Raw genomic sequence first — 13,359 nt, 5'->3', positions numbered from 1 at the left:
TCGTGCCCTTCCGACCGTCATAAGAACCCGCTCCGAGCGGTTCCGCCACGTCAGCTTCGTCCGTCATGCCCGCTATCTCGGCAGGCAAGCCCGGGCATCTCAAGGCCACTGATGGCTGACGCTTACTGGCATCCGCCCTCTTCTTCTCCCGCCAACCTACTTCACGCTCCCGAGGTTCCACCGCAGATGCCCGAGGCATGCTGCCTCACCGCGGCGGAGATCCACCAGATTATCCTCGACCTCATGGGCTGACGCCCGAGTGGCTTCATCTACGGCGGATTACGCGGCGACGGTGCCGCGTAGACCGTGAAGGAGCCCTTGGCACCCTCCTGTAGGCCCGACCTAGCGGACGCGTTCCAGGACGCTCACCTCGGTGCCCTTCGTAAGCGTCTTCCCTTGACTGCCTTGTGGCGGGTGGTGCTGGTCAGCTGGACGGAGGGGCTGCCTTTCTACGCCGTCCCCGCCGACATGCGTTGATGGCTCTACACGACCAACGCCATTGAGGCCTTGAACGCCAAGCTGCGACGCGCAGGCAGCACCAAGGACCACTTTCCCACCGATGAGGCGGCGCTGAAGCTGCGCTATCTCGTCTTGAACAGGACCGAGCGGACGTGGAGGATGCCAGCACGCGAGTGGGCCATGGCCGAAGCCCAGTTCGCCGCCCTGTTCGGCCAGCGCTTCACCAAAGCCCTGGCCTGACCGTGTCGTTCAACCGACCGGCCGAACACAGAGTTCCTGACAGTCCCTGCCGCGACCCCACATAGTGCCCTGGGCTACTGGCCACCCGCGCCGGAAGCGATCCCGGCGTGTCCGGCTGGGCCCGCCTACGCTGCGCTCGGGCGCGCCAGAGCATGGGCCAGCTCTCTCGTAACTCATGGATCCCCGTTCAGGGTCAGGCCAGCAAAGCCCCTCAGATCAACCTCTCAGCCTTGAGCTCGTTCTTCAGGTACGCATAGTAGATCGGCGCCGCGATCAGGCCGGGTATGCCGAAGATCGCGTCCATCACCAGCATGGCGAGCAACAGCTCCCAGGCGCGCGCCTGAATCTGGCCGCCCATGACCCGCGCATTGATGAAATACTCCAGCTTGTGGATCACGATCAGGAAGGCCAGCGAGCCGACGGCCAGCATGGGCGACAAGCTCAGGCTCACCACCACGATCACGGTGTTCGAGATCAGGTTGCCGATGACGGGCAGCAGCCCGGTCATGAAGGTGACCGCCACCATGGTCTTGGCAAGCGGGAGTTGGATGCCCAGCCCGGGCAGGACGGCGAGCAGATAGAGGCCTGTCAGAACCGTATTCAGCGCCGAGATCCGAACCTGCGCGAAGACCACGCTGCGGAAGGCCGCCGACAGGAGGCGGGCGCGATCGGTCAGCGCATGCACCAGGGGACCGTGCACGATGTCCGCGGCCTCGCGGCTGACCGCGATCATCCCGCCGATGATCATGCCGAAGAGGATGTGGAGCAGGACGCGCCAGACATCCTGGCCGATCGAGCGAAGCTGCCCGGCATGGTCGCGCAGCCAGGCGACGGCCTCGGCCTTCAGCTCGGTCGGCTCCTCCGGCAGCGAGATCACCACCCAGGCCGGAAGACGGGAGCGGGCGGTCTCGATCACTTCCGCCATCTTCTGGAGAAGGAGGGAGAGATTGTCGGATCCGCTCGACAGGAGCGAGATGAGCCCCAGGATCGCGGCGCCGATGGCGGCGATGACGAGGATGGCAAGCAGGGCCACGACGATGATCTTGCCCGTGCGGCGATGCACGAACCGGCTGCCATGGCCCGGCGCGAGGGAATGCACGACCTGGTAGACCAGCAGCCCGGCGAGCAGCGATTCCAGCAGCTGGAACTGGAGCGCGCCCAGCAGGGCAAGCCCGGCCAGGAGCCGGGTGGCAAGCCCGAGGCGAGGAGAGACGGTTGTCGCCCCCCTGATCGATATCGGCTTTTCCGGGTGAGGGCCGCGTCCAACAGGATCGAGCATGGGGATCGTTTTGCTGCTACACCCGTTGAAACACGTCTCCTCCCCGATGGCTCCCGCTGCCGATGGACCTCGCCGGATTGGCCGGGCCGATCCGGATGACAGGGCGGGAGAGGACGAGGATGAAACGATGCGGTCCGTCCGGCGGCCGGATCAACCGCGATCCGGACCGGAGGCGTGACCGCGGCCGGCCATGACGCCAGAACCCATCATCAATCCGGCATCGAAGGGACGGGCCACGACATGGCTTCAGTGGCTCGTCCGGCCTCTGCCGCGGTCCGGCGGGGCCCTCGGGGCGGAACCCGAACATGGATCAGGACCGCCCCCGCCGGCGCCGATGGTCAGAACCGATACCGCAGCGTCGCCAGCGCCGAGCGGCGATAGCCCCAGAAGCAGAAGCCATAGGACAGGCAGGACGAGATGTACTTCTCGTCGGTGAGGTTGCTGACGTTCAGCTGCAGGCTGGCGCCGTTGAGCGAGGGGCTCAGATGGCCCAGCTCGTACCGCGCCATCAAGTCCAGCAGCGTCACGTCCGGCACGCGCAGCGTGTTCGCCGGGTCGCCCCAGCTCTGGCCCACATAGCGCACGCCGCCGCCGAGCGTCAGGCCCTGCAGCCGCGTGTCGGGCTGGAAGCTGTATTGCAGGAAGGCGGAGGCCATGTGGTTCGGCACCGAGGTCGGCACCGTCCCGCGCTGCGGCCGGGTGGTGGTCCGCGTGCCGAGCAGACGGTCCAGGGTCACCGTGGAATTGCTGCTCGTGTACTCGCTGTCGAGATAGGTGTAGCTCGCCACGAGGTTGACGCCCGTGGCCAGGGTCGCGCGCGCCTCGAGCTCGGCGCCGCGGGTGCGGATCTCGCCGCTCTGCACGGAGTAGGTGATGTTCTCCGGGTCGGTCGTCAGCACGTTCTGCCGCCGCAGGTCGAACAGCGCCACCGTGAACAGCGCGTTCACGCCGGGCGGCTGGTAGCGGATGCCGATCTCGTGCTGCTGCCCGGTGGTCGGCTCGAAGGGGCCGCCGCCGCGAGCCGGCGCGAAGGTGCCGGTCTGCGGCTCGAAGCTCTCCGTGTAGGAGTAGTAGGGCACGACGCCGATATTGGTCTGGTAGAGGATTGCGGCGCGGCCGGTGAAGGCGCTGGTGTCGAAGGGCGTCCGGGTGACGGCGCCGGTGGCCAGCGCGGTCGCGCGGGTGAGCGAGTCGTACCAGTCGTGGCGGCCGCTGAGATGCACCGTGACAGGCCCCCAGCGCATCTGGTCCTGGAGATAGAGGCCGACGCCGCTCTGGTTCTGCAGGGTGCGCGTGGAATAGGTCAGATTCGGTATGCGCAGGCCATAGACCGGCGCGAAGATGTCGATGGGCGGGACACCCGCCTGGACCGAGCCGGCGGAGGTGTCGCTGTCGACGCGGAAGTAGTCGAGCCCGCCCAGCAGCGTGTGGTTCACCGGCCCCGTGCCGAAGCGCCCTTCGAGCTGGTTGTCGAGGGTGATCGTGTCGAAGTCGCCCTGCGTCCCGGTCAGCCCGCGCGGCGCGGTGCGGTAGTTCGCGGAGAGCGTCGTGTAGTTGGCCTGGCGGTAGTAGAAGTCGGTATGGGACCAGCGGAAATTCTGGCGCGCCACCAGGTTCTCGTTGAAGCGGTGCTCGGCGGCGTAGCCGAGCTGGTATTGCGTGCGGTTCAGGCGGTCGAAATTCGGGTCGCCGTCCCAGAAGCTCGAGCGGGTTTTGCCGTAGGGGTTGTAGAGGACCGAGCCATAGGCCGGCACGCCGCCATAGGTGCCGCCCCAGGGGTCGCGCTGGTAGAGGCCGAGCAGGGTGATGGTCGTGTCGGCCGTCGGCCGGAGGGTGAGGGAGGGCGCGATGAAGTAGCGCTCCTCGCGCGCCTGGTCGATCTGCGTGTCGGAGCGCGAATAGGAGGTGACGACGCGCCCGAGCACGCTGCGATCCTCGTTGAGCGCGCCGCTGAGATCGGCGCCGGCGCGGAAGGTCCCGAAGCTGCCGCCCTGCAGCAGGAACTCGCGGTAAGGCGTCTCGGTCGGGCGCTTGCTGACGAGGTTCACGAGCCCGCCGGGGCCGGCCTGCCCGTAGGTCACCGAAGCCGGGCCGCGCAGCACCTCGACGCGCTCCAGCCGGTAGGGATCGACGCTGGGATTGGCGTCGCGGCCGCCGAAGACCCGCATCCCGTCGAGGAACTGCGTGGCCGAGAAGCCGCGGATCGTGAACTGGTCGAGGCGCGACACGGTGCCGCGCGTGTCCACCGCCACGCCCGGCGTGTAGCGCAGGATGGAGTTGAGGTTCTGCGGCGCCAGGGCCTCGATCTGGTCCCGCGGGATGACCGAGATGGATTGCGGCGCCTCGATGAGGGGCGTGTTGCTCTTGGTGCCGGTCGAGGTGCTCTCGGCGAGGAAGCCGCGGACGGGGGACCAGCCCGGCGGCAGGCCGGCATTGACGCGCATTTCCGGCAATTGGATGGCGCTGCCCGGCTCCGTCCCGTCGGCACTGGTCTGTCCGCTCGCGGGCGCTGCGATCAGGCCGGAGGCGGTGAGGAGAGCCGCTGCGAACGGCGTGCGACGCAAGGGCCGACCGCGGCGCCATCCACCATGGGATTGGACCGACTGCCCGACGCTACCTGTCATTGATATGCCCCGACACCATATTGAAAATGATTGGCATTCTCATCCCGGGCGTCTAGAGCTTTCAGTTCTGTAAGGCAAGGTTCAGGCTTGGTCCATGGTCGGCCGCCATGCGGAATTGGCCGTGACCTGTCCCGCTCGCCAAGCGGCGGGCGAGCGTGGCCGGCCGCACATCCATCCCTGATGGCGCGGCGATGTCAGCCGGCCTGAGCGGTCGGACAGAGTCCGTCGGGGATCATGGCAGGACCTCCCCGCCTGTCGCCTGGCGGCGACAGCGGTTCAGCCCGGCGCGGCCGTGCCGAAGCCGGTTCTCCTGCGCCCGGATCACCGCATCACGGTCGCCGCAGGCCGGTCACAACCCGTCCAAATCACGGGGCCTGTCCCCGGAGGGACGCGCGGAGAGTGGTCTCCTCCGGTCCCTCCCGCCAGATTCCGCGCGCCTGCCGCCGCCCCGCCTCAATCGATCGACAGCTTCAGGCGCGTCACCATTTGCTTCTCATAGGCCGCCCGCTCGCGCGCGAAGGCGGTGTAGGCGGCCGGGCCGAGATACTCGTCCGGCATGTCGTTCGCCGCCATGAACTCCTGCACCCGCGGATGGCTCTGCGTCTTGCGGAAGATCTGGTGCAGCGCCTCGGTGATCTCCGGATCCATGCCCTTCGGCCCGGCGATGCCGTAGGGCGAGGTCACCACCATGCCGTAGCCGAGCTCCGTCAGCGTCGGCACCTCGGGGAAGCGGGGCAGCCGGTCCTTGGTCCAGACCGCGAGCAGGCGAAGCTGCTTCGCCTCCACCACCGGCGCCCAGGAATTGGAATTGGCGATGCAGTCGAGCTGCCGCGCCAGCGTCGCGGTGATGTTCTCCGAGGTGCCGCGATAGGGCACATGCACCATCTGCACGCCCTCCTTCTCGCACAGCTCCTCCATGGCGAGGTGGTTGGAGGTGGCGATGCCGGAGGTGCCGTAGGTGAGCTCGCCCGGCCGCCGGCGCGCTTCGGCGAACATCTCGGCGAGCGTGGTCCAGCCCGAGGCCGGGTGCACGACATGCCCGAAGACGAAGCCGGTCTGCTGCATGACATAGGTGAAGTCCCCCACCGGGTCCCAGGTCGGCCGCTGGGTGAGGAAGGGGTGGCGGATCACCGAGAGATGGTGATGCGCCAGCGTGTAGCCGTCCGGCTTCGCCTGGGTCAGCAGGTACTGCGCCGCCAGCGTGCCGCGCGCGCCGGGCCGGTTCTCGATCACCAGCGTCTGGCCGGTATCCTGCTGGAACAGCTCGGCCTGCAGCCGGATGAAGCCGTCGAGATTGCCACCGGGCGCCCAGGGGATGAGGAAACGGACCGGCCGGTTGGGGAAGCGCCCCTGGCCGAGCGCCGGGGCGGCGAGCCCCATGGCGCCGAGCGTCGCCCCGAGGAGCGTCGCCCCGAGCGTGGCGCGGCGGGTGAGCGGTGATGCAGGCACGTTGTTTTCCTCCCGGCAGGCATGGCGCCAGGGCGGCCCGGACGGTCCGGGGCCCGCCTTGGTGTCGGCGCCGGCCGGGAGCATAGCATGGCGGCCACGGCCTGTGGCCGGGCAGCCTGGCCCTCAGGCCCCGATCACGGCGGTCGGCACCCCGAAGGCGGCCTCGCGCAGGGTGAAGATGCGCGTGCCGGGCTTGCGCCCCGTCCGCAGCGGCGAGACCGCGATCCCCGCCGCGGCGAGCCGCGCATGCTCCGCCGCCACCTCCGGCACCCGCCAGGTGAGGCCCCAAGGCCGTGTCGGGCGCCGTCGTCGCGCCCTCGGCCAGGGCATGCGACACCTCCAGCACCGTGTCGCCGCAGCGGAAGAAGAGCAGCCGCGTGCCCCAGGCGGGATTGCTGCGGTCGAGCCGCAATTCGAGGCCGAGCCGGCCGGCGAGCAAGGCGAGGCTGCGCTCGGGATCGCCGCTGCGGATCACCAGATGGTCCAGCCGCACCGGGCTGGCCGGCGCTGGCCCGGGCGCCGGATCAGGCTCCGGCTCGGTCAGCAGCAGGTGCAGGCCGCGCGCCGCATCCGGGTCGAGCGGCACGGAAGGGCGGCCGAGCCAGGGTTGCGCCGCGCCGGCCGCGGGCAGGCCGCGCCGTTCCAGCAGCCGCAGCGCCGGCGCGGTCCCGGCCACGGCGAGGCCGAGCGCGCCGAGCCGCGCATCCTCCCCCGGGGCGAGCGGGGCGAGGTGGCGGGCGAAGTCCTCCGCACCGTCGCGCGGCGAGACCAGGACGAGCCGCGTATTGGCGAGGCGGAAGGCGACCCAATCCAGCCCTGCCGCCGCGCCGCGATCGGCGCAGGGCGCGGCGAAGAGCGTCGCATGCGCCGCCACGGCGGCGCCGAGGTCGCGCACCGCGAGCACCAGCTGGTCGAGGCCGAGGACTGGCCCCGCCGCCGCGGCCGTCCCCGCCGGGCCACCCCGCGCCCCGCTCAAGGCGCCTGTCAAGACCGTCGCGTCCCGTTGCCCTGCCGGGCAGGCTGTGACGGTTCCTGGGCAGAAGGGGACTCCGCGGGGCCCGCGCAAAGCCGCGAAGCGGTTTCGTGGGGAGTTCTCATGTCCGCACGAGCGGGCAGCCGCCCTCGCTCAGCGGCCGCATCGCCTGCTCGGCATCGATGCTCCCGGCGAGGCGGTAGAGGTCCCATTCCGCCGTCACTTCGGCCGGTTTCTTCACCTCGAAGAGATAGACCGGGTGGATCTTCCGCCCGTCCTCCCGCACCCGCCCCGGGCCGAAGCAGTCGTCCTCCGTCGGCAGCGCCTTCATCCGCGCGACGGTGGCGCGGCCGGAGGCCTTCGCCGCCGCCGGTCCCATGGCGGCGGCGGTCTTCAGGTAGTGCAGCACCGCCGAATAGGCGCCGGCATGGTTGGTGCTGGGATAGATGCCGGTCGGCATCTGCGGCAGCACGCGTTTGGTGAAGGCGCGCGTGCGGTCGTTGAGGTCCCAGTAGAAGGGCTCGGTGGTCAGCAGCCCCTGCGCCGCCTCCGCCCCCATGGCCCGCACATCGCCGAGCAGGCAGAGCAGCCCGACCATCCGCATGGTGCGGGTCAGGCCGAATTCGCGCGCCTGCTTCACGCTGTTCACCGTATCCGTGCCGGCATTGGCGAGGCCGAGCACCTTGGCGCGCGAGGCCTGGGCCTGCAGCAGGAAGGAGGAATAGTCGGTGGTCTGCGGGAAGGGGTAGCGCGCCTGGCCGAGCACCTTGCCGCCCGCCGCCTCCACCGCCCGCGCCGTGTCGCGCTGCAGGGCATGGCCGAAGGCGTAGTCGGCGGTGAGGAAGTACCAGGTGTCGCCGCCCGCCTTCACCGCCGCGGTGCCGGCGCCATGCGCCAGCATCCAGGTGTCGTAGGTCCAGTGGACATGGTTCGGGCTGCAGCGCGGCCCGTGCAGGTCGGCCGTCGCCGGGCCGGTGGCGAGGAAGACCTTGTCCTTCTCCCGCGCGAGGTCCGCGACGGCGAGGGCGATGGCCGAATTGTTCACCTCGAGGATCGCATCCACCCCCTCGCGGTCGTACCACTGGCGGGCGATGCCGGCGCCGATATCGGCCTTGTGCTGGTGGTCGGCATGCAGCACCTCGACCTGCAACGGCGTGCCCGCTTGGGCGAGATCCGCGATCGCCTGCCGCACGCAGGCGAGGGTGCCGAGGCCGGAGAGGTCGCGATAGGGGCCGGAGAGATCGCCGAGGATGCCGAGGCGCAGCGCCGGCCCGCCTGCGCCCTGGGCCGTTGCCCGGCCCGCCGCAAGGGTCAGCGCCGATCCCATCGCCAGCAGGCCGCGTCGTGTCCGCATCATTCCCGGCATCCATCCCTCTGAAGATCGCCCCCCGGGCTCTTGCGCCCGATTCGGCGGCGGCAGCCTCGCCCCAAGGGGCGCGGCAGGCAATGGGCGGACGGCATCGTCATCGCGGGCATGGCGGCCGTGAACGCCTTCGGCACCGGCTTCGGCGACATCCTCGACCTCCTCTGACGCCGGCCCGCCGGTCCGCCGCCCCGCCTGGGACCCCCTGCGCGCGACAGCCGGGGCGCTATTGTCCTGGCCTCCAACGCCGCGGAACGTCGCGGGCGGGGCATTCGGCGGGGATAGTGAGATGAGCGGTATCGTCCTGGTTCTGAATGCCGGCTCCTCCTCCCTGAAATTCGCCGGCTTCCTCCCCGGCCCGGCGGGGCCGGAGCCGCGCTTCACCGGGCAGGTGGAGGGCATCGGCGCCGCGCCGCGGCTGGTCGCGCGCGATGCCGCCGGCAAGCCGCTGGCCGAGCGGCGCTGGGCGGGGGCGGAGGCGCCGGCGAGCGTCGCCGAGGCCGTCACCACCGTCGTGCGCGGGATCGAGGCCTCGCTGCAGGGCGAGACGATCCTCGCCGTCGGCCATCGCGTGGTGCATGGCGGCACGGAATTCGCCGCGCCGGTGCGGATCGAGGCCGGGGTGCTGCCGGCGCTGGAGCGCCTCGTCTCCCTCGCGCCGCTGCACCAGCCGCACAACCTCGCCGGCATCCGGGCGGCGATGAAGCATTTCCCCGGCGTGCCGCAGATCGCCTGCTTCGACACCGCCTTCCACCGCAGCCAGGGCTGGGTGGCCGAGACCTTCGCCCTGCCGCCGCGCTTCTACGACCAGGGGCTGCGCCGCTACGGCTTCCACGGCCTGTCCTATGAATACATCGCCCGCCGGCTGGCGGCGGAGGATCCGGCGCTCGGCGCCGGGCGGCTGGTGGTCGGGCATCTCGGCAACGGCGCCTCGCTCTGCGCCATCGCGGGGGGAAAAAGCCGCGGCAGCACCATGGGCTTCACCGCGCTGGACGGCATCCCGATGGGCACGCGCTGCGGCCAGATCGATCCCGGCCTGGTGCTGCACATGATCGACGCGCTGGACATGACGACGGCCGAGGTGAGCGACCTGCTCTATCGCGACAGCGGGCTGAAGGGCCTCTCCGGCATCTCGCAGGACGTGCGGCAGATCGAGGCGGCGGGCACCGAGGCGGCGGAGCGCGCGCTGGCGCATTTCGCCTTCCGGGTGCGGCGCGAGATCGGCGCGCTGGCCGCCTCCATCGGCGGGATCGACGCGCTGGTCTTCACCGCCGGCATCGGCGAGAACGCCGCCGGCCTGCGGGCGCGCATCTGCGAGGGGCTGGACTTCCTCGGCATCCGCCTCGATCCGGCGCGCAACGCGGCGCATGCGCCGGAGATCTCGGCGGCCGGCGCCCCGGTGCGGGTGCTGGTCCGCCACACCGACGAGGAGCGCATGATCGCCGAGCACGCGCTGGCGCTGCTTGATGCCGATGGAGGTTGATGGTGCCCATCAACCTCCCCCTCAGACGCCGGGCGGTTTGCTCCGCGAACCTTGGCTTCGCGCCACTGGGCGCGGGCCCCGTTCGGGGCCTCGGACCGGTCAAGCGCCCGGTCCGTTGATCTCAATTCTCTGCCGTGGGGTCTCGAAGGGGGGCTCCGCCCCCTTCGCGGGGTTCGGGGCGGAGCCCCGATGGGTCGTCAAAGTCCTAAGTAGACCTTCCTCACCAGCTCGTTGTCCTGCAACGCCGCCGCCGAGCCGCCCTCGAACACCATCCGCCCATGCACGATGACATAGCCGCGGTCGGCGATGCGCACCGCCTGGTGGAAATTCTGCTCGGCCATCAGCACGGTCAGGCCGAGCCGCGCCTTCATCTCGGCGATCATCTCCATGGTGCGCGCCACCAGGATCGGCGCCAGGCCGACCGAGGGCTCGTCCACCAGCAGGATGCGCGGCGCCGACATCACCGCCCGGCCGAGCGCCACCATCTGCTGCTCGCCGCCGCTCATGCTGCCGACGAGCTGGGCGCGGCGCTCGGCGAGGCGGGGGAACAGCTCGAAGCAGAGGGCGAGGTTCTCCGCCAGCCGCACCCGCGCCTCGGCCCGGTAGGCGCCGAGGCGGAGATTCTGCTCGACCGACAGGCGCGGGAACAGCCTCCGCCCCTCCGGCACCAGCACGATGCCCTGCGCCACCACCTGCTCGGGCGAGAGGCCGCCGAGCTCCACCGCCAGGCCGTCCAGCACCGCCCGCACCTGCCCGGCGCTTGGCCGCACCTGGCCCATGATGCTGCGCATCAGCGTGGTCTTGCCGTTACCGTTGGTGCCGAGCAGCACCACCGTCTCCCCGGCCGGGACGGTGAGGGAGACATCCTCCAGCACCCGCACCGCGCCGTAGCCGGCCGAGACGCCGCGCAACTCGAGCGCACTACTGCCGGCCAAGATAGGCCTCCTCCACCTCCGGCAGGGCCAGCACCACGCGCGGCGCGCCCTCGGCGACCTTGCGGCCGGCGACGAAGACCATCAGCCGCTCGGAGAACTCGGTCACCGCCCGCATGATGTGCTCGATCATGATCACTGCCGTGCCGGCGGCGTTCAGCCGCCGCAGCAGCGCCAGGATCTGGTCCACCTCGGCATGCGAGAGCCCGGCCATCGCCTCGTCGGCGATCAGCAGCCGCGGCCGCGGCGCGATGGCGCGGGCGAGCTCCAGCCGCCGCTGCTCCACCTGGGTCAGCTCGCGCGGCAGCCGCGCCGCCTTGCCGGCGAGCTCCACCTCCTCCAGGCATTCCATGGCGCGCGACGTCGCCTCGGCCGGGCTGTCGCCGAAAAGCAGCGGCACGCGGACATTCTCCAGCACCGAGAGGCTGGCGAAGGGCTGCGGCAGCTGGAAGGTGCGGGCGAGGCCGAGCCGGGCGCGGCGATGCGGCTTGAGGCCGTCCAGCGCCTGGCCGGCCAGCACCACCCGCCCGTCATGCGCCGCGAAGTCGCCGCTGAGGCAGTTGACGAAGGTGCTCTTGCCGGAGCCGTTGGGGCCGATCAGCCCCAGCCGCTCCCCCGCCCGCAGCTCGAGATCGACATCCTGCAGCGCGACGAAGCCGCCGAAGCGCTTGCCGACCCCCTCGGCGCGGAGCAGCACCTCGCGCCCGCTCATCGCTTGCGGAACCAGCCGAGGATGCCGCGCGGCGCCAGCGCGACGAAGAGCACCAGCATCCAGCCGACGATCCAGAGGTTGAGCGCCGAGGAGATCGTCACCGTCGCCGCCTGCTGCAGGGTCGCCAGCAGCACCGCGCCGATCACCGGGCCGAGCCAGGTGCCGGCGCCGCCGATCAGCGGCATGGCGATGGTGTTCACCGCATAGGCGAGGTTGAAGGCGCCGTCGGGGTTCACGTAGCCGGCATAGAAGGGCAGGGGCGCGCCGGCCACGCCCATCAGCGCGCCGGAGAGGGTGGTGGCGATCAGCTTCAGGCGCAGCGTCGGCACGCCCACCGCCTCCGCCGCCCGCTCGTTGTCGCGGATCGCCTGCAAGCCGCGGCCGAGCCGCGACAGCTCCACCGTCCGCCCGATGCCGACGGCGATGACGGCGAGCGCCAGCATGACGGCGAAGATGTACTCGCCATAGCTGACGAAGCCCGGCATCGTCATCGGCCGGATCACATAGGCGCCGCGCGAGCCGCCGACATAGTCCCAGTTCACCACCAGCGTCTGCAGCACCACGGCGAGGCAGAGGGTGGCGATGGAGAAATAGACGCCGCGCAGCCGCAGGGTGAGATAGCCGGTGCCGAGGCCGAGCAGACCGGCGGTGACGGCGGCGCCGAGGATGCCGGGGATGACGCCGAGGCCGAGCGCCTCGTAGAGCACGACGGCGGTGTAGGTGCCGGTCGCCATGAAGCCGGCGGCGCCGAAATTCACATAGCCCGCATAGCCGCCGAGGATGTTCCAGGCCGCGGCCAGTACCACGTATTGCAAGACGAAATAGCCGGCATACCAGCCATATTCGTTGCCGATCAGCCGCAGCGCGACGAGCAGCGCCGCGGCCAGCAGCGCGGCGCCGAGCCAGTAGGAGAGGTGCCGCGGCCGGGCCGGGGCGGCCGGGGCAGGCAGGGCGGTCGCGCTCATGCCAGCCGGCCGAACAGGCCCTGCGGCCGGAAGGCGAGCACCAGCAGCAGCCAGCCGAAGGCGACGGCGGGCGACCAGGAGGGGCCGTAGAAGCTCGCCGTCACGTTCTCCACCACGCCGAAGAGGAAGGCGGCGAGGACGCAGCCGGGCAGGCTCGCCATGCCGCCCATGATGCAGATGGCGAAGACCCGGCCGATGAAGACCTGGTGCGAGGCCGGCTCGATCGGCTGCACCACCACCAGCGCGCCGCCGGCGATGGAGGCGAGGGCGATGGAGAGGCCGAAGGCGATGCGCTTGATCCGCACCGGATCCACCGCCATCAGCCGCAGTGCCTCCGGGTCCTGGGCGACGGCGGCGATGGCGAGGCCGGTGAAGCTGCGCCGCAGGAAGACCCAGAGCGCGGCGATGGCGGCGAGCGCCAGCAGCGCCGGCGCCAGCATGCGCAGCGGGACGTCCACCTCCCCCAGCCGCCAGGTGACGAAGGCGTAGTCGGGATCGAGGAAGCGCTGCTCCGGCCCGAGCAGCAGCACCAGCCCGACCTCGACGATGAACATCACGCCGAAGAAGAAGGCGAGGCCCTGCAACGCCTCGTCGCCGCGCCGCTCGAAGAAATGGTGGTAGGCGCGGTAGAGCAGGGTGCCGAGCAGGAAGAAGGCCGGCGCCTGCAGCACCGCGACCAGCAGCGGGTCGAGCCCGAGCGCGGTGCCGAGCAGCACCACCGACATGCCCGCCGCCACCATCAGCGCCGGATGCGCGATGTTGACGATGTCGAGCATGCCGAAGGAGATGGCGAGGCCGGAGGCGGCGGCGGCGTAGAGGCCGCCGAGCAGCAGCCCGCTGACCACGCCGTTCAGCAGCAGCGAGAGCGTCGGGTCCATGC

10 protein-coding genes and 1 pseudogene are annotated in these 13,359 nt (G+C 70.8%); 2 read left to right on the top strand and 9 right to left on the bottom strand.

Features of this window, described 5'->3' with window-relative positions:
• Positions 1 to 426: 426 nt before the first annotated feature.
• A pseudogene (locus HJG45_RS24255) lies at positions 427 to 699 on the top strand (transposase); the annotation flags it as partial.
• A 211-nt stretch (positions 700 to 910) separates the two neighbouring features.
• On the opposite strand, the gene HJG45_RS24250 reads toward HJG45_RS24255, so the two are convergent.
• The 5 genes from HJG45_RS24250 to HJG45_RS24230 all read right to left on the bottom strand — a co-directional run bounded on the left by HJG45_RS24250 (position 911) and on the right by HJG45_RS24230 (position 8,381).
• Complete coding sequence (locus HJG45_RS24250; RefSeq protein ID WP_171615939.1) at positions 911 to 1,978, bottom strand: AI-2E family transporter; 1,068 nt, start codon at positions 1,976 to 1,978, stop codon at positions 911 to 913.
• Positions 1,979 to 2,316: 338 nt separating this feature from the next.
• Positions 2,317 to 4,422, bottom strand: a complete 2,106-nt coding sequence (locus tag HJG45_RS24245; protein ID WP_171615961.1) for a TonB-dependent siderophore receptor — start codon at positions 4,420 to 4,422, stop codon at positions 2,317 to 2,319.
• A 633-nt stretch (positions 4,423 to 5,055) separates the two neighbouring features.
• Positions 5,056 to 6,051 carry a Bug family tripartite tricarboxylate transporter substrate binding protein gene (locus HJG45_RS24240; RefSeq protein WP_368040669.1) on the bottom strand — a complete coding sequence of 332 codons (996 nt, stop codon included), beginning with the start codon at positions 6,049 to 6,051 and terminating at the stop codon, positions 5,056 to 5,058.
• 123 nt (positions 6,052 to 6,174) lie between these two features.
• Positions 6,175 to 6,381, bottom strand: coding sequence for a hypothetical protein (locus tag HJG45_RS24235; protein WP_171615935.1), 207 nt, complete (start codon positions 6,379 to 6,381; stop codon positions 6,175 to 6,177).
• Between the two features lie 764 nt (positions 6,382 to 7,145).
• Complete coding sequence (locus tag HJG45_RS24230; protein ID WP_171615933.1) at positions 7,146 to 8,381, bottom strand: ABC transporter substrate-binding protein; 1,236 nt, start codon at positions 8,379 to 8,381, stop codon at positions 7,146 to 7,148.
• A 295-nt stretch (positions 8,382 to 8,676) separates the two neighbouring features.
• Between HJG45_RS24230 and HJG45_RS24225 the strand changes: the two genes are divergently transcribed.
• A complete protein-coding gene (locus HJG45_RS24225; protein ID WP_171615931.1) occupies positions 8,677 to 9,870 on the top strand; it encodes an acetate/propionate family kinase in 1,194 nt (397 codons plus the stop codon).
• A gap of 197 nt (positions 9,871 to 10,067) precedes the next feature.
• Here the strand turns inward: HJG45_RS24225 and HJG45_RS24220 are convergent, their stop codons facing one another.
• Genes HJG45_RS24220 through HJG45_RS24205 form a run of 4 tightly spaced genes read right to left on the bottom strand, consistent with a single transcriptional unit; the run spans position 10,068 to position 13,357 of the window.
• Entirely contained in the window at positions 10,068 to 10,805 is a 738-nt protein-coding gene (locus HJG45_RS24220) for an ABC transporter ATP-binding protein (protein ID WP_217363027.1), read from the bottom strand.
• Positions 10,792 to 11,514, bottom strand: a complete 723-nt coding sequence (locus HJG45_RS24215) for an ABC transporter ATP-binding protein (RefSeq protein WP_171615929.1) — start codon at positions 11,512 to 11,514, stop codon at positions 10,792 to 10,794. The genes HJG45_RS24220 and HJG45_RS24215 overlap by 14 nt, the downstream gene beginning before the upstream one ends.
• A complete protein-coding gene (locus HJG45_RS24210; RefSeq protein WP_171615927.1) occupies positions 11,511 to 12,479 on the bottom strand; it encodes a branched-chain amino acid ABC transporter permease in 969 nt (322 codons plus the stop codon). The genes HJG45_RS24215 and HJG45_RS24210 overlap by 4 nt, the downstream gene beginning before the upstream one ends.
• Positions 12,476 to 13,357 (bottom strand): branched-chain amino acid ABC transporter permease, encoded by an 882-nt coding sequence (locus HJG45_RS24205; protein ID WP_171615925.1) that lies wholly within the window; start codon positions 13,355 to 13,357, stop codon positions 12,476 to 12,478. Before HJG45_RS24205 ends, HJG45_RS24210 begins: the two co-directional genes overlap by 4 nt.
• Positions 13,358 to 13,359: the final 2 nt, after the last annotated feature.

Origin of the sequence: Roseicella sp. DB1501, from assembly GCF_013112485.1 — a bacterium.
Taxonomy (GTDB): Bacteria; Pseudomonadota; Alphaproteobacteria; order Acetobacterales; family Acetobacteraceae; genus Paracraurococcus.
This window is presented reverse-complemented; position numbering and strand designations above follow the sequence as displayed.